General features: G+C 38.4%; 22 protein-coding genes. 16 read left to right on the top strand and 6 right to left on the bottom strand.

What is annotated here, in order from left to right; all coding sequences use genetic code 11:
- Positions 1 to 8: 8 nt before the first annotated feature.
- Complete coding sequence (locus tag GYM62_RS04965; RefSeq protein ID WP_219958563.1) at positions 9 to 3239, bottom strand: S41 family peptidase; 3231 nt, start codon at positions 3237 to 3239, stop codon at positions 9 to 11.
- 458 nt (positions 3240 to 3697) lie between these two features.
- Between GYM62_RS04965 and GYM62_RS04970 the strand changes: the two genes are divergently transcribed.
- Positions 3698 to 6754: an N-6 DNA methylase gene (locus GYM62_RS04970; RefSeq protein WP_219958564.1), complete on the top strand. Its 3057-nt coding sequence runs from the start codon at positions 3698 to 3700 to the stop codon at positions 6752 to 6754.
- Positions 6755 to 6780: 26 nt separating this feature from the next.
- A complete protein-coding gene (locus GYM62_RS04975) occupies positions 6781 to 8076 on the top strand; it encodes a hypothetical protein (protein ID WP_219958565.1) in 1296 nt (431 codons plus the stop codon).
- A 536-nt stretch (positions 8077 to 8612) separates the two neighbouring features.
- Here GYM62_RS04975 and GYM62_RS04980 read toward each other — a convergent pair.
- Positions 8613 to 9158, bottom strand: a complete 546-nt coding sequence (locus GYM62_RS04980) for a hypothetical protein (RefSeq protein WP_219958566.1) — start codon at positions 9156 to 9158, stop codon at positions 8613 to 8615.
- A gap of 807 nt (positions 9159 to 9965) precedes the next feature.
- The gene (locus GYM62_RS04985) at positions 9966 to 10370 is read right to left on the bottom strand and encodes an XRE family transcriptional regulator (RefSeq protein WP_219958567.1); all 405 of its coding nucleotides are present in this window, start codon (positions 10368 to 10370) and stop codon (positions 9966 to 9968) included.
- A gap of 657 nt (positions 10371 to 11027) precedes the next feature.
- Between GYM62_RS04985 and GYM62_RS04990 the strand changes: the two genes are divergently transcribed.
- The 8 genes from GYM62_RS04990 to GYM62_RS05025 all read left to right on the top strand — a co-directional run bounded on the left by GYM62_RS04990 (position 11028) and on the right by GYM62_RS05025 (position 16759).
- Complete coding sequence (locus GYM62_RS04990; RefSeq protein ID WP_219958568.1) at positions 11028 to 11651, top strand: hypothetical protein; 624 nt, start codon at positions 11028 to 11030, stop codon at positions 11649 to 11651.
- Positions 11638 to 12621, top strand: a complete 984-nt coding sequence (locus tag GYM62_RS04995; protein ID WP_219958569.1) for a HEPN domain-containing protein — start codon at positions 11638 to 11640, stop codon at positions 12619 to 12621. The genes GYM62_RS04990 and GYM62_RS04995 overlap by 14 nt, the downstream gene beginning before the upstream one ends.
- 255 nt (positions 12622 to 12876) lie before the next feature.
- A complete protein-coding gene (locus GYM62_RS05000) occupies positions 12877 to 13155 on the top strand; it encodes a hypothetical protein (RefSeq protein ID WP_219958570.1) in 279 nt (92 codons plus the stop codon).
- A 52-nt stretch (positions 13156 to 13207) separates the two neighbouring features.
- Positions 13208 to 13744, top strand: a complete 537-nt coding sequence (locus GYM62_RS05005; protein ID WP_219958571.1) for a hypothetical protein — start codon at positions 13208 to 13210, stop codon at positions 13742 to 13744.
- Between the two features lie 103 nt (positions 13745 to 13847).
- Positions 13848 to 14108, top strand: coding sequence for a hypothetical protein (locus tag GYM62_RS05010; protein ID WP_219958572.1), 261 nt, complete (start codon positions 13848 to 13850; stop codon positions 14106 to 14108).
- Positions 14109 to 14472: 364 nt separating this feature from the next.
- Positions 14473 to 15129, top strand: coding sequence for a DUF6266 family protein (locus GYM62_RS05015; protein ID WP_219958573.1), 657 nt, complete (start codon positions 14473 to 14475; stop codon positions 15127 to 15129).
- 737 nt (positions 15130 to 15866) lie between these two features.
- Positions 15867 to 16313, top strand: coding sequence for an IS200/IS605 family transposase (gene tnpA, locus GYM62_RS05020; RefSeq protein ID WP_219958574.1), 447 nt, complete (start codon positions 15867 to 15869; stop codon positions 16311 to 16313).
- Positions 16314 to 16549: 236 nt separating this feature from the next.
- Positions 16550 to 16759 (top strand): hypothetical protein, encoded by a 210-nt coding sequence (locus tag GYM62_RS05025; RefSeq protein ID WP_219958575.1) that lies wholly within the window; start codon positions 16550 to 16552, stop codon positions 16757 to 16759.
- Between the two features lie 8 nt (positions 16760 to 16767).
- On the opposite strand, the gene GYM62_RS05030 is transcribed toward GYM62_RS05025, so the two are convergent.
- Genes GYM62_RS05030 through GYM62_RS05040 form a run of 3 tightly spaced genes read right to left on the bottom strand, consistent with a single transcriptional unit; the run spans position 16768 to position 18580 of the window.
- Complete coding sequence (locus tag GYM62_RS05030; RefSeq protein WP_219958576.1) at positions 16768 to 17217, bottom strand: type II toxin-antitoxin system VapC family toxin; 450 nt, start codon at positions 17215 to 17217, stop codon at positions 16768 to 16770.
- Positions 17217 to 18140, bottom strand: a complete 924-nt coding sequence (locus GYM62_RS05035; RefSeq protein ID WP_219958577.1) for a hypothetical protein — start codon at positions 18138 to 18140, stop codon at positions 17217 to 17219. The genes GYM62_RS05030 and GYM62_RS05035 overlap by 1 nt, the downstream gene beginning before the upstream one ends.
- A 35-nt stretch (positions 18141 to 18175) precedes the next feature.
- Positions 18176 to 18580 (bottom strand): XRE family transcriptional regulator, encoded by a 405-nt coding sequence (locus tag GYM62_RS05040; RefSeq protein ID WP_219958578.1) that lies wholly within the window; start codon positions 18578 to 18580, stop codon positions 18176 to 18178.
- 546 nt (positions 18581 to 19126) lie between these two features.
- Here GYM62_RS05040 and GYM62_RS05045 point away from each other — a divergent pair.
- The 6 genes from GYM62_RS05045 (at position 19127) to GYM62_RS05070 (ending at position 23239) form a co-directional block, all read left to right on the top strand.
- The gene (locus GYM62_RS05045; RefSeq protein ID WP_219958579.1) at positions 19127 to 19750 is read left to right on the top strand and encodes a hypothetical protein; all 624 of its coding nucleotides are present in this window, start codon (positions 19127 to 19129) and stop codon (positions 19748 to 19750) included.
- Positions 19737 to 20720 (top strand): HEPN domain-containing protein, encoded by a 984-nt coding sequence (locus tag GYM62_RS05050; protein WP_219958580.1) that lies wholly within the window; start codon positions 19737 to 19739, stop codon positions 20718 to 20720. The genes GYM62_RS05045 and GYM62_RS05050 overlap by 14 nt, the downstream gene beginning before the upstream one ends.
- Positions 20721 to 20975: 255 nt before the next feature.
- Positions 20976 to 21254 carry a hypothetical protein gene (locus tag GYM62_RS05055; RefSeq protein ID WP_219958581.1) on the top strand — a complete coding sequence of 93 codons (279 nt, stop codon included), beginning with the start codon at positions 20976 to 20978 and terminating at the stop codon, positions 21252 to 21254.
- A 244-nt stretch (positions 21255 to 21498) separates the two neighbouring features.
- Positions 21499 to 21843, top strand: coding sequence for a hypothetical protein (locus tag GYM62_RS05060; protein WP_219958582.1), 345 nt, complete (start codon positions 21499 to 21501; stop codon positions 21841 to 21843).
- Between the two features lie 114 nt (positions 21844 to 21957).
- Positions 21958 to 22218, top strand: a complete 261-nt coding sequence (locus GYM62_RS05065; RefSeq protein ID WP_219958583.1) for a hypothetical protein — start codon at positions 21958 to 21960, stop codon at positions 22216 to 22218.
- 364 nt (positions 22219 to 22582) lie between these two features.
- Positions 22583 to 23239: a DUF6266 family protein gene (locus GYM62_RS05070; RefSeq protein ID WP_219958573.1), complete on the top strand. Its 657-nt coding sequence runs from the start codon at positions 22583 to 22585 to the stop codon at positions 23237 to 23239.
- Positions 23240 to 23257: the final 18 nt, after the last annotated feature.

A 23257-nucleotide genomic window follows, 5' to 3' on the forward strand; every position in this document is an offset into this window, starting at 1 on the left:
TTGATGACTTAATTGTCTTTTTTAGGTCTAAAATAACGGATCGGAGGAGCTGGCTCAGGCTTCAGTTCTATACCCTCTGTAGCTAATCTGCTTAATGCTTCCTGCACCGCTCTTTCTAATTGTGGGTCCTTTCCGGATGCAACTTCTTTCGGTGTTTGCTCCACAGGAATATCAGGTGAAATTCCAACGCCTTCCACTGCCCATTCTCCATCTACGTCATAAAATCCCCCTCGAGGAGCCACCATTCTACCTCCATCAATAAACGGAGGAGTATCCCAAGTTCCTACCAGGCCTCCCCAGGTCTTGGTTCCAATCAGTGGCCCAATTTCCATTTTATTAAACAGGTAAGGCAAGAGATCTCCTCCTGACCCTGCGCGACCGTTTATGAGCATTACTTTAGGTCCCCAGATTCCAGAGATAGGTTGAGTAAATGGGGTATTCCCTTTTACTCGGGAGTTAAAGTAGCCCATGAGCTCCCGACTCATGATATCCACCATATAGTCTGCGGCAGATCCTCCTCCATTGTTCCGCTCATCGATAACAGCGCCCTTTTTATCCTGCTGCGCAAAATAATAGCGATTAAAATAGGTATAGCCTGGCTGACCGGTGTTAGGTAAATACACGTAAGCCAGCTTTCCTCCGGATAATTCATCCACCTTTCTTTTGTTGCTTTCTACCCAGTCCATCATTCGAAGAGAGCCTTCATTGCCAACAGGTTCTGTTGCGATCATTCTTGCTCCATCCATTCCGGGTTTGTTATTGAGATGTAGAGTGGTATATTTTCCGGCAGTTCCTTCGAAATAGGAATAAAGATTTGTATTTGGCTTAATCTCTTTTCCATTGACAGCCACTATGTAATCTCCGACTTTTGCTTCATTGCCAGGATGTGCTAAGGGTGCTGTGAGACTAGGGTTCCAGCTCTCGCCATTGTATATCTTTGATATTTTGTAATGTCCATTGATTAGCTCGTAGTCAGCTCCCAATAAGCCTATAGGAACTCTGTCTATTTCAGGAAAGTCTCCACCTCTGGTGTAGGAGTGCCCTACTGCTACTTCACCGCCGATGATATCAATGATATAATTCATGTCTGTTCGATGCCTAACATGATTAACCCACGGCTTGTACCAGTCATAAATTTCATCCCAAGGTGCTCCATGTACATTGTCCACGTAGAGGAAATCCCGCTGATATCTCCAGCCCTCCCGATAGATTTGTTGCCATTCGGCCATAGGGTCGACTTTTACTTTCATAGAGGAAATGGCCTTCAAAGCTCCGTCTCCTGGTTTTTTACCAGTAGCATTGGTTTCTAGAATTGCCCAAGTCGAGCCAGATCTGTAGAGCAGAGACTTTCGATCTTTTGAAACGACCACTTCATTCACCCGACTTAAGAACTCCTCAGCTTTTCTCTTTTTCAAATCATATTTTTTCAGGACAGTCCCTTCATTGGGGATACTTTCCATGTAAAAAACCGATCCTGAGGGTGCGGGAGCCAATCCTGTATAATTTCTAGCAGCAATATCCACGGCAACAATCCTACGATCCAGATTGGCCGGATCAATTTTGACTGTCACAGCAGCTTTATCCTCTTTCTTTTCCTCCTCCTTGGCTTTCTCTTCATCGCTTTCAGGCAAGAGAGGGGATTTATCACTTGCATCTAAAATGGCCAAGTAAAGACTTCTAGTCAGAGGTCTGTCATAGCTACTCATGTCCAGCCAACCAGAATTCAGTCCATAATCTGTGGAGGCTAGGAAATAAAGGTATTTTCCGCTTTCATCCCATACGGGTGTAATGGCATCAGCCAATTGATCGCTGATTTGGATTTTTTCATTCGTGTCTACGTTAAAAACAAAGATGGATTTAAATTGATTTTCCATCAGTTTGGAGTATGCAATCCATTTTCCGTCAGGAGACCAAACTGGATTCATGGATCGGTTGGGATGTGCAAAACGATCAGTTTCCACGACCCTTGCACTACCGGAATCTATGTTTACTATCCAAATTTGATAGTCCGTATCCGTAAAAGCCAAATGCCGTCCATCAGGAGCCCATTCGGGTTTGAAGAAGAAACTGGGATCCGGGATTACGATTTTTTTGGAAATTTTACTGCCTGTTTGATCTGCAATCACCAATTCGTACTCTCCGGAGGCATCCGAAAAATAGGCAATCTGAAGTCCGTTAGGGGACCAAGCAGGGGATCGTTCTGCAGAGGAGGAAGAGTTGGTAATATTTCTTCCTGAACCATTTTCTTTGGGGATGGTGATGATTTCCCCTCTAAATTCAAATGCTGCCCGCTGTCCGGTGGGAGAAAGATATGGGTTTTGAAGGCTATTGGCGGAGACATCTACCCACCGTTCTCTAGCCCAATGGAAGTCCCCATTCACCTCTATTGGAATTTGTTTTAAACTTTTATCCTGAGGATTGAAGAGATGAATATATCCTCCCTGTTCAATAACAATGGCATCAGGCCCTGCATCTATGGTTTTGATATCAAAGTCTTTTAAAAAAGTTTCCTGTTGCTCCATTCCGGTAGCTGGATCAAAAGACCATAAATTGGCTAGGTAATCCCTTTCCGAGATATAATACACCTTATTTCCAAACCATACCGGGTCTGTGTGTCTTTCTCCATCCAACTGAGGAGTCATAGTCAATTCCATGGATTTTCTGTCTACAATCCAAATCGGTTTGGCTTGACCTCCTCTGTGATTTCTCCATTCCGGATCCCAAAAGGCAATTTGCTGGTAGGCGAAATGCTTTCCATCTGGTGAAATTTCACCATTCACAGCTCTTGGGATTTCTAAAGATTGAGGCATTCCGCCTTTCACAGAGATTTCAAAGAATCTAGACTCTTGAGTTGGGTGGCCTTCTCGGGAAGAAGTAAATATGACCTTGCTGCCATCCGGTGACCAGCCTGTTACCAAATCATCCCCGGGGTGCCAGGTTAATCTTTGGGGTTCACCGCCAGATGAAGGAATCAAATACACATCTGTGTTCCCATCATATTCGCCGGTGAAAGCAATGTATTTACCATCAGGGGAAAAGTGGGGGAGTCGTTCTTCTCCTTCATTGGAGGTGAGACGGATAGCTTGTCCGCCTTGCCGACCTACTTTCCAAAGATCATTGGCATATACAAAAACGATTTCGGATTGGGAAAGTGTTGGTTCCCGTAAAAGCTGAGTTCCCTGACCCCAAGCCCATAAACTGGAGCATGAAATCAGAAAAAGAGAAAGGAATTTTTTCATGTGTTTATAATTTGTTTTTTTAAAGGTCACAACTTGTCCCGAGTATCGGGATGGAATCCCTGCCTGCGGCAGGCAGGTCGCACATTTTCCCCGATACATAGGGACATCCCATTGTTTTTCGATTGCGTAGTGCTCGATTTCATGGGTTTAATCTGTGGTTTTCCCTAAAAATAATGGAAATCCAGTTGGTTGGCTAACCGTTCAAGGAAAGGAGAAAAATGGATTAAGGAGAAAAAATAAAAAAGTACATCTGCATGTTTTTAAGGAGGGAAAAATTATGATTTAGCATCAGACAGATAGGTTAGGTTAGGAAAGCTTATGTTCTCGGTTTTCCAGCTGCCTGATCACAAAACCCAATACCAAAAAATCTCCGACAATTATTGGCAATCTCATCTATCCACTTTTTCTTTTCTCCAATTCCCATATCTTTAGGGAGAGATTTTGATATTCTTTTTTCAATGGCGCTATTCCAAAGTTCGGTTCTCAAAAAATACCTGGCCGCTCAGGCATCCCAACCCATTCAAGAAGCATTGGCTGATTTCTTGACCTATTTCAACAATCCCAGAATTCGTGAAAATATCCGTGCTGCCAAAGAGGAGCAGTTTCAGGAGGGTTTCCTTCGGGAATTGTTCGTCAAAATCCTCGGCTATACCATCAATCCTGAGCCGGACTTCAACCTGACAACCGAGCTCAAGAATATCAAAGACTCCAAAAAGACCGACGGAGCCATTCTCAAAGATGGCAATGCCCTTGCCGTGATCGAACTCAAAGGCACAGACACCAAGGACTTGGATAAAATCCGTGATCAGGCCTTCAATTACAAAAACAACCAACCTGATTGCGTCTATGTAATTACAAGCAACTTTGAGAAGCTGCGCTTCTACATCGACAATGCCGTGGACTATGTGGAGTTCAATATCCTTGCGATGGACAATGAGCAGTTTAAGTTGCTCTGGCTGCTGCTGCAAAAAGACAATCTCCTGCAGGGACTCCCCAAAAAGATCAAGGAGGAATCCCTTCTTGCCGAGGAGCAAATCACCAAGCAGCTCTATAAGGACTATTCCGCATTTAAACAGGAACTCTGGCAGGATCTCGTTGCTCAAAACCCCGAGCAAGACGAACTTCTCCTCTACAAGAAAAGCCAAAAGCTCCTCGACCGATTTCTCTTTATCTTCTTTGCCGAGGACAAAGGGCTGCTTCCACCCAACTCCATCATGGAGATCGTCAATCAATGGCAAAAGCTCAAGGAACTGGACGAGTACCGACCGATCTACGAGCGCTTCAAAAAATACTTCGGCTACCTGAATACCGGAAGAGTGCAACCCGGAAAAGCCGAAATCCACGCCTACAATGGGGGACTCTTCGCGATCGATCCGGTGCTAGAGGAGTTGAAGATTTCAGATAGCGTACTGGAAAAACACGTCCGCAAGCTCACTGAGTACGACTTTGATACGGAAGTGGATACGAATATCCTCGGACATATCTTCGAGCATTCCCTGAATGATATCGAAAATGTCCGTGCCCAACTCGCGGGGGAAAAGGTAGAAAAGTCCAAGACTAAGCGCAAGCGGGACGGGGTTTTCTATACGCCCAAATACATCACCAAGTACATTGTGGATAATACAGTTGGCAAACTATGCACGGAGAAAAAAAACGAACTTGAAATCATTGACGAGGACTTTGCCGAGGGTAAAAGAGGGAGACAGAAGAAAACCATTCAAAAGCTGAAGGAAAAGCTCGATGCCTACAGGTCTTGGCTTCTCCAACTCACTATCTGTGACCCGGCTTGCGGTTCAGGTGCCTTTCTCAACCAAGTCCTTGAATTCCTCATCGCCGAGCATCGCTACGTGGACGAACTCGAAGCTCAACTCTTCGACTCTCCTCTTATCTTGCCCAACGTGGAAAACCATATCCTCGAAAACAACATCTTCGGAGTAGATATCAACGAAGAGTCTGTCGAGATCGCCCGCCTCTCCTTATGGCTACGTACAGCCAAGAAAGGCCGCAAACTCAGCAGCCTGAACTCCAATATCAAAGTCGGCAACTCTCTGATCGATGACCCCGCCGTGGCGGGGGACTTGGCTTTCAACTGGGAACAGGAATTCCCACAAGTCTTTGTCAAAGGAGGATTTGATGTGGTGGTCGGTAATCCGCCTTATGTTCAATCTCATTCTTTAGATGAGAAATCCAAAAGCTTTATTTACAAAATTTACAAGACCTCAGAATATCAAATCAATACCTATGCAATCTTTATGGAAAGGATTTTAAAGATTCTTTCTGACTCCTCTCTTTACAGTGTAATTATTCCGAATTATTGGCTTTCTACTCAATATGATTCAAAACTCAGGAGTGAAATTTTTCTTGAGAATGATTGTATTGAAATTCTTAATGTTTTTAGTGTTTTTGAAGATGCAACTGTGGATACTGTTATCCTTACAGGGAGAAAAACCCAAAATATAAAATTCCCAAAGTCAACATCTGTAATCGCAATAAGGAAGGATTATAAACTTATTTCAGATCGACTCAGTGCAATTTCAGATAAGATATGGTCAACAAATCAACAATTTAATTTTAATTCTTTAAATGATGAAGTTGAAATTTCATTTGAAGAAAAACTTGTTCTAAAAACTCAATTTAATGTTGGAGATTTCCTTCAAGGCTCAAAAGGAATGCAACCTTATGAGAAAGGAAAAGGGAATCCACCTCAAACAAGAGAAATGATGAATGAAAAAGTTTACCATTCATTATTGAAAATTGATGATACTTATTTGCCTTTGATCGGCGCGGGAAATGTTCAGAGGTATTTAATCAAGCCCTTTCAAGAATTTATCAAATATGGGCCAAATTTAGCGGCTGCTAGAAAAGAAGACATATTTATAAAACCTCGGCTCTTGGTGAATCGAATATTGTCAAAGGAAAAGATTGATGTCACTTATGTGGAAAATCCCATTGTAAATAATACTGATGTCTTTAATTTCTTGGCAAATCAAGGAAATGAAGAATATCTAAAACCAATATTGGCAATCTTGGCGAGTAAAACTTGCTCAACCTATTTTAGAAAATCAAATGTTAACCTCTCACGAGCAGCCTTTCCTAAACTGAATGTTACCAATTTGATGAATTTCCCAATTCCAGCATTAAATGAGGAAAAAAGGAAATTCTTGACAGATTCAGTTGATTCCATTCTGATAATGCATCAGACTTTATTTGATTTGGTTGTAAGTTATGTTGATTTGATAAAAGCTAAATTCTCTCTTAACAAACCATCCAACAAACTCCAAAACTGGCCTGATTTAGATTTTAAGGGTTTCTTGGGAGAATTAAAGAAAGCTAAGGTGAGTTTAAGCTTGTCCGAAGAAGCCGAATGGATGGCCTACTTTAATGAACAAAAAGCTAAAGCCATCGCCCTCCAAGCCGACATTGACCGCATTGACCGAGAGATTGATGCTTTAGTCTATGAGTTGTATGGATTGACCGAGGAAGAGATTAGGATTGTGGAAGGGGGTGAGGGGTGAATAATTTAATTTCTCCAACTCTTTTAATGAAAAAACCAAACGAGAGGAAAGTAATTTTTAATGGCTTTTGTGAATTGATATCTAATAATGAAAGTATACATAGAAAAGTAAAAATTTATTATGAGTGGATACCAAATATAGTAATTAAAGCATCAATAAAAGAAGTTCCATTTAAATTTGCTCATTCAAACACTGATAGATTAATAATTAAAGGGCCTAACTTCAATATTAATAACTTTTTTATTACAAATATTACTGGCCTTATTGATGCAGACATAATTGGGATAGTAAATGGGTCTTTTAAAAAAGGTGAGATTAAACCAAAGGAGAAAATATTTAAAATTGAATTTTCGCTTTTTAATTTAAGAAATTATTTCGGCAGTAATATTTATTTCGAAAATTCAAAAGGGAAGCATTGGACAAGAGGTGAATTACATTTTTTTTCGAAAAATACCGAATTAATAATTCATAAATATTTTAAAGATGATATTCAAAGAAACTTATTGTCTAAATATGGAGGCTTTTTGTCTACTCATGGGGGATGCTTGATTTTTAGCAGAGGAATAAATAAAGAAGATTATCATAACTACGTAAATAGACTTGGTGTATTCTTTTCTTTTATAAATGGAAGGAGATGTTACCCAAATTTTATTAGGATTTATAATGAAAAAAATACTATCATACAGAAGGATTTTACTCCATATTTTGTTGATGTGGATAAATCAGTAAGTTCATGGATTCCGCATATTATTGATTCAAAGTTTCAAGATTTATGGCCGAAATTTTTAGAAAGGTTCGAAAATCCAGAGGATTTTGAAAAAATTGATTTAATTATTCATTGGTATTTAGAAGCATTAAATAATTCAGGATTTATTAATGGCTCTATCATACTTATTCAAAATTCATTTGAATTACTTTTTAATTGGATTTTTAACGAAAAAAAAATAATAATCTCAAATGAAAGCCTTGATAAATTAAGAGCCAGCGATAAAATAAGATTATTACTAGATAAGTTTAATATTGATTTTAACTTGCCTGAAATCTATTTAGAAAAATACAAAGAAGAAATTAAAAAAGATGTCTCATTAAAAGACTTTTCTTATCAATTTACCGAGATGAGAAATCATTTCGTTCATTTCAAAAAATCAAAAAAATCAAAAATTATTACTAAGCCAGAAGAATTTTCATGGGCTTTACTTAATACTTCCATATTTAACTTGGAGCAAATAATATTGAAAATTTTAGGATATGATGGGAAAATTAAATCTAGAGTTCATACAAATATGTGGAGAGGTACTAATGAGATTGATTTATTACCATAGCTACCCTGATTAATTCCAGTCTGAGTGTAGCTTAAGCGTTGGTCTAAGGGGAATTTGTAACTTCGCTTTCGTATCTTTTAGGGATTTATAATTCCTTTGATCAAGTTTTATTGGTCCAAGTCGGCAGACTTGAACCAGTGAGTCAAGTCTGATTGGTTCAAGCGCACCTGCTTCGGGCAGGCCCCTTCTGTGTGTCAAAGTACTTGTGACTTGTCGTGATTTGTAATTCCGCCCTTTTATTTTTGGGAATTTGCAATTCCTATTCCCAAAAGTTCAACCTGCCGAAATCACTTCACTCATCGGGACAGGCATTGCAGGGTTGCTCAGACTGGGTGAAGAATGTTAGCCTTGAACTAAGCGTAGTCCCGATATATAAGGGAGCATCTACGCATTTCTATTCTTTGGATCCCATAGCTGTCTGGATACAATTCCCCGGCCTGGGTCAATTATTTTTTTAAATAGCTAAAGCATTCTATAATCGACAAATCAAAACGCCCGACAATTCAAATCAAAATGTCCTTTGAATTTTATCACTATCAAGTAGTGTGAATTCTCAATTCATCAATAGAATGAATTGTCAAATAGGGCTCTGATAGCTTAGTTATAGTATATTCCCCAGCTTCAATTTGATTAATTAAAATCATTGCAGCTGTCTTAATGTCTTGGTAAAAATCCTCAAGTACAATATATAATTGACCATTTTCATTCATTTTCAAGTGCACATCCCCATTATTGACACCACTTTTAGTGGCAAGGCTTATCTTTTTTTGATTGTGCTTGAATTGGTGAACCATTGGACATCTAAAGTCCCTGTAAAAGCTTATTTCATCAATATCATCCAAGAATCGCTTGTATTTTTCCCCAAGCAAAACCATTCCTTTACGGAATCTTTTCTTTGATAACCCTGATTCTTCAGAATCAAAAGGCTTTGGATCCTGACATGCACCTAAAAACTCAACCCCTTGGATCAATATTAAAAACTTCGAATAAGCCGCTTCGGGATATGATACCAAATCATCCATTTCCTGTAAATAGATGGTTTTGATAAAATCAATTACTCCTCTTTTGTGTTCGGTGATCATTTTATAAAAATTTGATTCAGTTCAATATAGCAATTAAACCCGTCTAAGTGTAAAATAAGCGTTTGATCTAAGCGTTGATTGTATCTACTATTTGGAATTTGCAATTCCCTTTTTCCGACTTGGAGTAGAATCATCATTGAGACTAAGCGTAGATTGTATCTACTATTTAATTACTTTAAGAATTTATAAGCCGGCGATCCTAATAAATTACACAAGAATGACACATACTTATACTCTTTACCTTGGGGATTCAGATATGATTCTGCTCCAGGGAATAATGGAAGAAAAAATCCTTGAAATAAAAGCGAGCCAACCAGACCCTCACTCTAGAGAAGCAAATTATTGCGTGCAAATTGAAAAGCTTCTTTCTTTATTTCAGAGTGGAGAAACATCGATAGCTTCTTATAATACAATGCTAGGTGGCAGAGAGCCTGGGCCTAGGTAAAAGATCCTCCTTTCTAGGAGTAGAATGTAAACCTAAGCGGAGTTTTAATCTTCGCATTTATATTTTCCAAAATTTAAAACTTCTTTATTCCATTAGTTCAACCCCTTCAGGGTTGCGTAACACATTCTATCTTGATTTCCTTTCCCTAGGTTTCACCTAGGGCTCCGCCGTGGCGGACAAGTTATTTAGAAGTTCGATCTCCGCCTCGGCGGACAAGCATTTCAGGATCTTGATTGTTCATAGATAGTGTTTCCAATTCTTGACCCCGACAGGGGTCAAACCTTTCAATAACCGCGGGTGAAACCCGTGGTAAACATGGATCAATGGCAATAATTATCCCGACCCCAAAGCGGGTCGAACATTTACTTATTCAAAAGCTTCTCCAACCTTGCCATCATCTCATCCTTTTCCTTTAGCATCCGCTCGTAAAGAGCAATTTTTTCTTCGTGCAGTTGGATGATTTTATCCATCGGATGAAAAGTACAATTATCATTCTTTTGGTAGCCGATTGCACCATTATCAAAAGTATTCGCAATGATATTCACTGCTTTTTCCTCATCAAACTTCTTAATCGCTTCCACGGGAATTTGGAGGATTTCACCAACCTGACGAAGCAGCTCCTCTTCGATCTCTTCTCGCTGCTCCAGTAGACTGATCTTCTTTTGGGACCAGTCAGGTCCAAGTTCGAAAGCCAAGGCCTCCTGCTTGATGCCCATCATCTCCCGAAATCGCTTGATATTTCTGCCGTGGTGGATTTTTTCGCTCATAGTCTGTATCTCTTGCTTAAAAGTAAGAATTTCCTTCGAAATGGATCAAACTAAATTATTCCATTGTCAAGCATGATCCAAGGAAATTTGAAATTTCTATGAGAAGGTTTGTCTGAATAGATGGATTGGATTAAAGCCCGGGGGTATATTTCATTTTAATCTTTTCTCCATTCAATTAATTCCGGAAATGAATAGGAATGGCGTTTTAGCCCAATTTGGAGTTCATTGGGCTAAAGCCCGGAAAGGCTGCTGCATAATTTCTATCCCCCAGCTAAAGCAGGGGGCTAATCAAGGGATACATGAGTTAATTTATTTTTGGATGCAACTATTTGAATAGGAATGGTGAATTAGCCCATTCCAATAATTGATCTTATGATGGATGGAGGCCTTAGCCCAATTAGGAGAGCAGAAGCTGGATGCAAACCAAAGTCTTATTTAAATTTAAATCGGGTAAATAGAATTCAGGATTTTTTGATTCAGAAACCTTGAATAGGAGTGGCGCTTTAGCCCATTCATAAGAGGACAAAGCAAGCTTGGATGGGCTTTAGCCTACTCCTACAGAATAATTTATCCTGTGATCCTTCTAAAGCATCCATTTTCTGAATAGGCTATCTCAAAGACTGTCCTGAATTTAGTGCGAAATCAAACGCTTAAATCATGGAAAACACCTTCAGAACATTTCGAAAAAAATACCGCTGTCAGTCCAAGGAGCAGGCTTTTGAGGTATTGGATGATATTTTTGGCACCATTGCAGATCTTCCCTATTGGATTGCTAAGGTTTCTGCAATCCAAAATTCAGTTTTTGATTCTCGATTCATCCCACACAAATTACTTCCGGATGCAGTACACTACAACGGTCAGGTATTTTTAAAGCTCATCAATGCAAGCATGTTTTTAATGGATTTCCCGCCGATATCGAAGGAGGAGCTGAATTGGAAACACCTGATCGATGATTTAATTGAAAGCAGATATTTAAATCAAGAAAAACCAGAAGCTTTTTATCATCTCTTGGCCTATTATCCATGGCATCTTAGCCAAGGTCAAATATTAAATCCAAGTAGATTTATCCGAAAGTTTTTTAAGCGTAAAAGCCTTGAATCCTGGATTCGTCGATGGAATCATTTTCGGGAAACAGCCTTTTACAAATTTTCTATTACAGAGGGCAATGAAGGATCGTATTTTAAAGATTTTCAATACTTCCTCAAACTAACAGAGGCTTCCTACCTGATATACGTTCGTCATTCTCCCACCCAAAACTCAAACAGCCATGCTTCAATTTGAGACTAATCAAGCGCCTGACGATCTATTCAACCTATTTCCAAAAAATGAAATCAACAAATACCTCTGGGAAATGCTTCAAGGTTGGATAATATTTTTAACCCAGCGGGAAAAGGATGATCTGGATATTGCAACCCGAATGTATTTTTATGAGCTTTTGAATCATTTGCTGAGTCATCTTGACCGGAACCGAGAGTTGCCCAAAGAAGCACTATCTACAAGAGAAATTGATGCCCTCAGTTCGGCACTAATAGAACTTCTACATCCTTTGGCCATATATCGGAAAGAATCAGCTCAAATCCAGCACTGGTATATTTTACTCCCACATTTAAGTCCTGACGAACATGATGAATTGGAGACTGTGATTGGTTTTTTGGGCTCTTGTCAGGCAGGGAATCAGATTCATTGCATTTCGGCTTCCTACCTTAAAAAGAATTTGGAAATAGGCAATCCCTACCTTTGGTCCGAAGTTCTCCCAAGTGAAGCATATTACCTTGCACCGGGTTTTGAACCACTTCCCTTGCTTAAGGACAAAGAGCAACAGCAGGTATTCTCAAAAGCAGTAGAGCGACTTGAGATAGGATTAAAAAAGGCAGAGGAATTTTGGGTGTTGGCACAGCAAACTGAAGGGAATATGAAACCCTTTCTTTTGCACCAAACTACCGAAATGGCCTTAAGATCCATCCTGTTTGCATGGGAAAAGCTGGACAAGAAAACCCATGAAATTCGAGTTTTGCTCCGCTTCGCCAGTAAATACAATTCAAAATTTCAAGAAGTTTTTTCAGGAGAAGATGAATTAATCTTGAACCTGATCGACAAATGCTACACCAATACCCGGTATAAGGAGGATTTCAAGGTAGAACAGAAATACCGATTAAAATTGGAGCATAAGGTAAAGCAAATCTTAAGCTACTCAACTGATGAATTGGAAAGATTAAAGGGTTTGGCTCTTGCAAAGGGAAATTATAATTGATATTGGGCTTATTCCCAGGGTATCTTTCATTTCCACCCCGATGGATCGGGGCAGATAGCAATTTTAGGGCATTTGCTTATTAATAGGAGTGAGCCTTTAGGCCATTCATAAAAAAGTGAATGGTGACAATTGGCTGGGCTTTAGCCAAAATCTAAAGAATAAAATATCCCTCAATCAATCTAAATCATCGCCTTTTTGAATAGGACAGAAATCCTGAAATAAAGAATTTGGTATTCAATCAAAATAAAATCTATCATGAAACCAATTGTAATCCACTTATCCAATCTTGTCGATTCTGCACTTAGTATAAATGGAGACATCCATATTCATCATTCCGAATTCGATAGCAATATCCTCGATTTGCTTTTACGCTCTTTGGAGATCAATAGAAAGTTGATTTCGGGTTTTTGTACCGAATGGCAAAATGAAGAAGATCTCTACACAGAAATCCAAAAACTCATCAAGCAGCAGCGTACTTTGGAACTTGATGTGGCCAACAACCTAAAATCAAAATCAGATGGAATGCAACTTTAAAACATTTAAACGGAGATTTCGAATAAGCTCGGAAAACCAAGCTCTTCAAGAGGTGGATAACCTTTTGGAGTCCATCGCAGGTTTTCCATATTGGATAAATAAAATGAAGATTATTCAGCAACAGGTTTTTAACCATGAACCTGTCTGGGAGGATTTATTTCCTGATTGTATATTTTATCAAGGAAAGCTGATTTTGAAATTTATCTATGCAGGGGAGCATCTCATAAACTGTAGACCGAGTCCTTCGGTTACTGCTCAATGGGATAAGATCATAAGTAACCAACCTCAAGATATAAAACTTAAAAATTATCCGGATTATGTGAAGTTATTGGTTGAATCTCCCAAACACCTGACTAGTGAGGAGATCCTCGATCCCTGTTCTTTTTTGAACAAATTCTATCGTAAAAGATCGGCAATTCAATGGGCGAAACGCTGGAATCAATTTAGAGAGTATGCGACATTCACATTTTCAATTTGCGAAGGAGATGAGGGAGAATATCTCGAAGATTTTGAGTATTTCTTAAAACTAGTTGAGGCCATCTACCTCATTCATTTATCTCAAAAATATATCCCTTTGGCAAATTCATAATTCAAAATTAACTGATAAACAGAGTAGGTGAATTTCCAAGAATATATCCAATAAGAAAAATCTTTAGAACTGGAAGTTTCCCAAAATTTAAACCCATCCAATCATGATACCTACTGAAATTAATTATCACAAAGAAGAGTTATTTGATTCAATAGCTGAATCGTCTACGGAGATCTATCTTTGGGAGCTATTGCAAGCCTGGATGATTTTTCTTTCTCAAAGAGACTTAAATGCTGTGGAAGTCAGTAATCGACTTTTTTTCTTTGAATTATTAGATAACCACCTTCAAAAGGGTAGAGAAGAATTCGATCGAAACCGGCTGAAAAACACCCTTGAATTCCTAAAAACTAATCCTCCCACATAGTTTTCAGTTTACTGGAAGTGTAGCAGCTTTATCCCTTATTTTTGACTTTTTGGGCTTTCAAATTTCACTATGGCTTCAGCAAATCTTCTATTGAAATGATGTCCGGGATTAGTTGAGTAGAATATTCTTATTCAAGAATCAACCCAGATACATACATTTACACCAATTATCAAAACTTGATATGATCAGGTTTATTTAGGGTATTTGTAGGGTTTTTACAGCTTAGATTTAGGGTTAAATCTTATTTAAGGGAGTATAAAGCCTCATTTTTGATTTAATCTGATATTAAAATATTAAGGGTTTAATTGATTTATTTATCACAACCAATTAAATTACCTTTAGTTTTAATTAAAATTGATCTAAAATGGGAAATCTACCACCAAAAAACATCTTCTTCCCCCAAGGGAAAATCGGGAATTTAGTTTTTTATACTCTTAATGGGAAAACGGTAGTTCGGACCCGTCCAGGAGGAACTCATAAAAACAAAACTCATCCCTCTAAACTTCAACTCCTACAGAGAGAAAAACTAAAAACTATTAATCAATTTCTTAAACCTCTAAAACAGGTGTTGGATTTCGGCTATCAGGAATTTCTCACCCAGAGCAAAAAGGGTATACATTTAGCCTATTCAGAATTAAATCATAAGGGATATAACCATGATCGGAATCCTAAAATTGATCCTGCTTTTTTGAAAATCAGTAAAGGAAGTTTACTGGAGCCCCAAAATGCATTTTTTGAAAGAGTGGATTCTGGAATCCGCATCCATTGGAGCAATAATTCAGATGAAGGAAAATCAAAATCGAGTGATGAGGCTTTTATAGTTCTTTACCAGCCTGAGGCGGAAAAGTATATTTGGATAAAGGATCAATTTAAAAGGTCTGATGGTTTAGCGGAAATCAATCTTAGCGAGGCAAATAGCAATTTTCCATGGCATATTTATTTTGCTTTCAGTCAATTCAATAGTTGGAAAAAATCTTACACCCTTTCAAATTCTATTTATTTGGGAAAATTGGTTTTATAGCAAGGCTTTAAATGCCTTGCTGCTACAGGACGTGCCTTTGGCACTTTTGGCACACTATTTCAGAATTTATGAATACCTCATAATTTATTAATAAAGAAGGTTATGGATGCATAGCCCAGCCCTGAAGGGGCGTTTTGTATTAGCCCCAAATTCGATTTGGGGCTTAGATAATATAATAGAGTGATTCAGAGCCCTGAAGGGGCGACCTGTTTTTTTGCCGATTGGCACCGTGATCATTTATTCAAATCAATGTATTATCGACCCCAAATGGGGTCAAACCTTTCAATAGCCGCGGGTGAACCAAAGGTGAAATCCGTGGATAAAATGATCCAGTGCCAATGGTTTTCCCGACCCCGAAGTGGGTCGAACTTTATTTTGATCTTTTTTTTCCTTCACAGAAGTTCAACCCCGTTCGGGGTTGTTTCCCACCATGGTTTGTTATGTTACCATTTCCCTAGGTTGCACCTAGGGCTATTGAGATGTTCGATCCTTTCAGGATCTTTTACTTTCCCATAATGTGTTCCAAATAATGACCCCTGATAAAGCCCGTCCCGATGACTGAAAGGATATCGGGAGGGTCAAACTTTTGAATAGCCGCGGGTGAAACCCGTGGAATTGATGATGGATAAATAATGGTTTTCCCGACCCTGAAAGGGTCGAACTCTATTTCATACTTGCCGTTATTGAATTAATTCACGATTTTCAAATCACCATTTTTTAATCAAAATCAATACGTCATGGCCACACATACCCAACTTTTATATCACCTTGTTTTCTCCACCAAACACCGTGAACCCACGATCGTTCCCGATCAAAAAAAACGTCTTTTTGCCTACATCCACCAGCTTCTGACCAATAAAAACTGCCATCTATACCGAATTAATGGGGTGGAAGATCATCTACACATTTTGACTCATGTCCATCCTACAATATCTGTTTCTTCTTTGATTAAAGACATTAAATTGGCAGCAAATGATTTTATAAAAAAGGAAACAATTTTTCCAAAATTTAAAGGTTGGCAGGATGGTTATGGTGCTTTTTCGGAGTCGATTAAAGAAAAAGACCGGTTGATCAAATACATCAAAAATCAAGAAGAGCATCATCGGAATTTCTCGTTTAAGGATGAGTACTTGGCGCTTTTGAAAGAACACGAAATTGAATTTGATGAGAAATATCTTTTGTAAGTTCAACCCTTTCAGGGTTGTCCACCACCATAATATGTTGTTGGATTTAAATCCCCCGGTTTCACCGGGGGCTATTGAAAAGTTAGATCCTTTCAGGATCGTTTGTTTCCCTAAAATTCATTTCACCTAACAATCCCGTTTAGGAGTAGAATCATGGTTGGGACTAGGTGTAGATTGCATCTACACCTTTATATATACAAATTTGTAATTTGCTTGTGATTCAAGATTAAATCAAAGTGAACCAATTTCATTCCGATAATTATCGGGATGATAAGGATATGAGGGTAGGACAAGGTGTTAAGAAATCTTCCCTTTGGAAGATTTTAGCCTTGGGCCAGCATGCAGGGCAGGCATACTTCACCCAGCACCCAATTGAACTTCAGAGATGCATAGAAGATACTACGTCTAGAAGGGTCGAACTTTTTGATTTCGGGGTCGGATATTGAATTGGAATTCAATCTACTTTGATCACTTTAAAAAACACTTCGCTGAAATGTTCAAAATCAGAATCCTTTGTCAGGAGGGTTGCACCTACTGCGTAGGCCGTAGCGGCAATCCACAAATCATTTTGACCTATGGTTTTTGACTTTCCCGGATTTAAACTAGGGTGATTATTTTGGCTATAAGCCTGAATTTCAGCAAAGGCTTTCATAAGCTTATCATCCTTACCATCAATGCTCAGCGTAATTGATTTTTCCAGTAGTTTTCTCCAACGTTCTGTTTGCTTTGGCCCATAACCTCTCCGGAGAAAAAAGCCTTCTATTTCTCCAATACTGATTGCCGAAATCAGGATTATACAACTTGGATCATTTAATAGGTTATGCTCTTCTTCTATTTTTTGAAAAGTACTGTCTCCCCTCATGTAATGGAGAATTACTGATGTATCTAGAAGGAGCTTTCGCATCAATCCAAACTTTTTAGTAGCTCATCAAACTCCTCATCCGTTTCTTCTCCGGGCCAAGAACCCACAATCAATTTCAGGGGATTTAGGTCTTTTCCCTCAGCAAGTTGCCTTTGGATCTGTTCTTCCAAATTTTCATGCTTGGGTCTTTTGGAAAAAAAGTCATCTCCTGCTTCTTTATCGAAGATCCGCTCGATTTCAATGCTGAACCTCTTTCCGGGTTTATGATGCATGGTTCCTGTCACTGTTGCTTCTTTTCCCCACCACGCAGTGATATCCTGAGGAATAAAATTTTCAGAAAGAAAAGCATCAACCAGTCCTTCTTGGGTCAAGATCTTTACCCGCTGATTACTGAATTTCAACTCTTCAATTCTACCACTTACAATTACTGCTTCTGGAGAGGGAATTTCAGTTTCGGTAATCTGTATTTTTTTGAAATCTGATTTGACTAAAGTGAAACCCTCTATTGAACCCTCATTGGTAATTGAAAAAATCTCTCGATCGCTTAAAAATGATTTTTTGAACGTCAAAAGATCCTTTAAAAGTGGTTTATCCAAGAGGTCACTTTTTTCTGGGTTTTCAAGTGCTTCTTTAAAGGATTCTACCACAAGAGAGATCGGAGTTTTTTCATGAAGATCTTTTTGGTAGTCTAGCCTGAATAAATCTGTTTGGAATGATGGGAGTGTCTTTTCAAATTTTTCAGATTCCAGACATAAAATAGTACTCCCTTTTTGTACCCCAGTCAGGTTAACTTTCAGGGCGTTAGTCAAGTTGAATGATTTTTTAGCTTTACTTAGTCCTTTTATTCGTAATAAAAGCGCCCCCTCTGCAATCCTTTTGAGGCTTTCGGCAATACTACTTAGCCTGAAAAGATCAATGCTTCCGTCAGAATCTTCTGATTGCTCTATTTTGAGTTCGTACTTCATTTTCAATAGTATACCGCTAAAACCAGGATTTGATCTTATTTCCCCAACAACTTCTCTAACCTTGCCATCATCTCATCCTTTTCCTTTAGCATCCGCTCGTATAGAGCAATTTTTTCTTCGTGCAGTTGGATGATTTTATCGATGGGATGAAATGTTGGATTATTATTGATCCCATTTAAAATAGATCCATTATCAAAAGTATTCGCAATGATATTCACTGCTTTTTCCTCATCAAACTTCTTAATCGCTTCCACTGGGATTTGGAGGATTTCGCCGACCTGACGAAGTAGCTCCTCCTCAATCTCTTCTCTCTGCTCTAGAAGACTGATTTTCTTTTGGGACCATTCAGGTCCAAGTTCGAAAGCCAAGGCCTCCTGCTTGATGCCCATCATCTCCCGAAATCGTTTGATATTTCTGCCGTGGTGGATTTTTTCGCTCATAGTCTATATCTCTTGCTTAAAAATAAGAATTTCCTTCGAAATGGATCAAACTAAATTATTCCATTGTCAAGCATGATCCAAGAAAATTTGAAATTTCTATGACAAGCATTGACTGAATAAATGGATTGGGCTAAAGCCCAGGGTATATTTTATTTCCACATTTTACCTCCAGCTGAAGCTGGATGCAATTCAGTAGCAGATGGCAATTCGAATCACCGAGCCAATGAATAGGAATGGTGCTTTAGCCCATTCCAATAATTGATCTTATGATGGATGGAGGCTTTAGCCCAATTAGGAGAGCAGAAGCTGGATGCAAACCAAAGTCTCAATTTAAATTGGGTAAATAGAATTCAGGATTTTTTGATTCATAAACCTTGAATAGGAGTGGCGCTTTAGCCCATTCATAAGAGGACAAAGCAAGCTTGGATGGGCTTTAGCCTACTTCTACAGAATAATTTATCCCCTGATCCTTCTAAAGCATCCATTTTCTGAATAGGCTATCTCAAAGACTGTCCTGAATTTTGTCCGATATCGAATGCTTAAATCATGGAAAACACCTTCAGAACATTTCGAAAAAAATACCGCTGTCAGTCCAAGGAGCAGGCTTTTGAGGTATTGGATGATATTTTTGGCACAATCGCAGATCTTCCCTATTGGATAGCCAAGGTTACTACCATTCAAAATTCAGTTTTTGATTCTCGATTCATCCCCCAAAAATTACTTCCGGATGCAGTACACTACAACGGTCAGGTATTTTTAAAGCTCATCAATGCAAGCATGTTTTTAATGGATTTTCCGCCGATATCGAAGGAGGAGCTGAATTGGAAACACCTGATCGATGATTTAATTGAAAGCAGATATTTAAATCAAGAAAAACCAGATGCTTTTTATCATCTTTTGGCCTATTATCCACGGCATCTTAGCCAAGGTCAAATATTAAATCCAAGTAGATTTATCCGAAAGTTTTTTAAGCGTAAATGCCTTGAATCCTGGATTCGTCGATGGAATCATTTTCGGGAAACAGCCTTTTACAAATTTTCTATTACAGAGGGTAATGAAGGAGCGTATTTTAAAGATTTTCAATACTTCCTTAAGCTAACAGAGGCTTCCTACCTGATATACGTTCGTCATTCTCCCACCCAAAACCCAAACAGCTATGCTTCAATTTGAGACTAATCAAGCGCCTGACGATCTATTCAACCTATTTCCAAAAAATGAAATCAATAAATACCTCTGGGAAATGCTTCAAGGTTGGATCATATTCTTAACCCAGCGGGAAAAGGATGATCTGGATATTGCAACCCGAATGTACTTTTATGAGCTTTTGAATCATTTGCTGCGTCATCTTGACCGGAACCGAGAGTTGCCCAAAGAAGCACTATCTACAGGAGAAATAGATGTACTCAGTTCGGCACTAATAGAACTTCTACATCCTTTGGCCATATACCGGAAAGAATCAGCTCAAATCCAGCACTGGTATATTTTACTCCCACATTTAAGTCCTGACGAACATGATGAATTGGAGACTGTGATTGGGTTTTTGGGCTCTTGTCAGTCAGGGAATCAGATTCATTGCATTTCGGCTTCCTACCTTAAAAAGAATTTGGAAATAGGCAACCCCTACCTTTGGTCGGAAGTTCTCCCAAGTGAAGCATATTACCTTGCGCCGGGTTTTGAACCACTTCCTTTGCTTAAGGACAAAGAGCAACAGCAGGTATTCTCAAAAGCAGTAGAGCGACTTGAGATAGGATTAAAAAAGGCAGAGGAATTTTGGGTATTGGCACAGCAAACTGAAGGGAATATGAAACCCTTTCTTTTGCACCAAACTACCGAAATGGCCCTAAGATCCATCCTGTTTGCATGGGAAAAGCTGGACAAGAAAACCCATGAAATTCGAGTTTTGCTCCGCTTCGCCAGTAAATACAATTCAAAATTTCAAGAAGTTTTTTCAGGAGAAGATGAATTAATCTTGAACCTGATCGACAAATGCTACACCAATACCCGGTACAAGGAGGATTTCAAGGTAGAACAGAAATACCGATTAAAATTGGAGCATAAGGTAAAGCAAATCTTAAGCTACTCAACTGATGAATTGGAAAGATTAAAGGGTTTGGCTCTTGCAAAGGGAAATTATAATTGATATTGGGCTTATTCCCAGGGTATCTTTCATTTCCACCCCGATGGATCGGGGCAGATAGCAATTTTAGGACATTTGCTAATTAATAGGAGTGAGCCTTTAGGCCATTCATAAAAAAGTGAATGGTGACAATTGGCTGGGCTTTAGCCAAAATCTAAAGAATAAAATATCCCTCAATCAATCTAAATCATCGCCTTTTTGAATAGTACAGGAATTCTGAAATCAAGAATTTGGTATTCAATCAAAATAAAATCTACCATGAAACCAATTGTAATCCACTTATCCAATCTTGTCGATTCTGCACTTAGTATAAATGGAGACATCCATATTCATCATTCCGAATTCGATAGCAATATCCTCGATTTGCTTTTACGCTCTTTGGAGATCAATAGAAAGTTGATTTCGGGTTTTTGTACCGAATGGCAAAATGAAGAAGATCTCTACACAGAAGTCCAAAAACTCATCAAGCAGCAGCGTACTTTGGAACTTGATGTGGCCAACAAACTAAAATCAAAATCAGATGGAATGCAACTTTAAAACATTTAAACGGAGATTTCGAATAAGCTCGGAAAAACAAGCTCTTCAAGAGGTAGATAACCTTTTGGAGTCCATCGCAGGTTTTCCATATTGGGTAAACAAAATTAAGATTATTCAGCAACAGGTTTTTAACCATGAACCCGCCTGGGAGGATTTATTTCCTGATTGTATATTTTATCAAGGAAAGCTGATTCTGAAATTTATCTACGCCGGGGAGCATCTCATAAACTGTAAACCGAGCCCTTTGGTTACTGCTCAATGGGATAAGATCATAAGTAACCAACCTCAAGATATAAAACTTAAAAATTATCCGGATTATGTGAAGTTGTTGGTTGAATCTCCCAAACACCTGACTAGTGAGGAGATCCTCGATCCCTGTTCTTTTTTGAACAAATTCTATCGTAAAAGATCGGCAATTCAATGGGCGAAACGCTGGAATCAATTTAGAGAGTATGCGACATTCACATATTCAATTTGCGAAGGAGATGAGGGCGAATATCTCGAAGATTTTGAGTATTTCTTAAAACTAGTTGAGGCCATCTACCTCATTCATTTATCTCAAAAATATATCCCTTTGGCAAATTCATAATTAACTGAAGTACAGTTTTTAACTGATAAATCGAGTAGGTGAATTTCCAAGAATATATCCAATAAGAAAAATCTTTAGAACTGGAAGTTTTCCAAAATTTAAACCCATCCAATCATGATACCATCTGAAATTAATTATCACAAAGAAGAGTTATTTGATTCAGTAGCTGAATCGTCTACGGAGATCTATCTTTGGGAGCTATTGCAAGCCTGGATGATTTTTCTTTCTCAAAGAGACTTAAATGCTGTGGAAGTCAGTAATCGACTTTTTTTCTTTGAATTATTAGATAACCACCTTCAAAAGGGTAGAGAAGAATTCGATCGAAACCGGCTGAAAAACACCCTTGAAGGCCTAAAAACTAATCCTCCCACATAGTTTTCAGTTTACTGGAAGTGTAGCAGCTTTATCCCTTATTTTTGACTTTTTGGGCTTTCAAATTTCACTATGGCTTCAGCAAATCTTCTATTGAAATGATGTCCGGGATTAGTTGAGTAGAATATTCTTATTCAAGAATCAACCCAGATACATACATTTACACCAATTATCAAAACTTGATATAATCAGGTTTATTTAGGGTATTTGTAGGGTTTTTACAGCTTAGATTTAGGGTTAAATCTTATTTAAGGGAGTATAAAGCCTCATTTTTGATTTAATCTGATATTAAAATATTAAGGGTTTAATTGATTTATTTATCACAACCAATTAAATTACCTTTAGTTTTAATTAAAATTGATCTAAAATGGGAAATCTACCACCAAAAAACATCTTCTTCCCCCAAGGGAAAATCGGGAATTTAGTTTTTTATACTCTTAATGGGAAAACGGTAGTTCGGACCCGTCCAGGAGGAACTCATAAAAACAAAACTCATCCCTCTAAACTTCAACTCCTACAGAGAGAAAAACTAAAAACTATTAATCAATTTCTTAAACCTCTAAAACAGGTGTTGGATTTCGGCTATCAGGAATTTCTCACCCAGAGCAAAAAGGGTATACATTTAGCCTATTCAGAATTAAATCATAAGGGATATAACCATGATCGGAATCCTAAAATTGATCCTGCTTTTTTGAAAATCAGTAAAGGAAGTTTACTGGAGCCCCAAAATGCATTTTTTGAAAGAGTGGATTCTGGAATCCGCATCCATTGGAGCAATAATTCAGATGAAGGAAAATCAAAATCGAGTGATGAGGCTTTTATAGTTCTTTACCAGCCTGAGGCGGAAAAGTATATTTGGATAAAGGATCAATTTAAAAGGTCTGATGGTTTAGCGGAAATCAATCTTAGCGAGGCAAATAGCAATTTTCCATGGCATATTTATTTTGCTTTCAGTCAATTCAATAGTTGGAAAAAATCTTACACCCTTTCAAATTCTATTTATTTGGGAAAATTGGTTTTATAGCAAGGCTTTCAATGCCTT

The organism is Algoriphagus sp. NBT04N3 (genome assembly GCF_019443765.1).
Lineage (GTDB): Bacteria > Bacteroidota > Bacteroidia > Cytophagales > Cyclobacteriaceae > Algoriphagus > Algoriphagus ornithinivorans.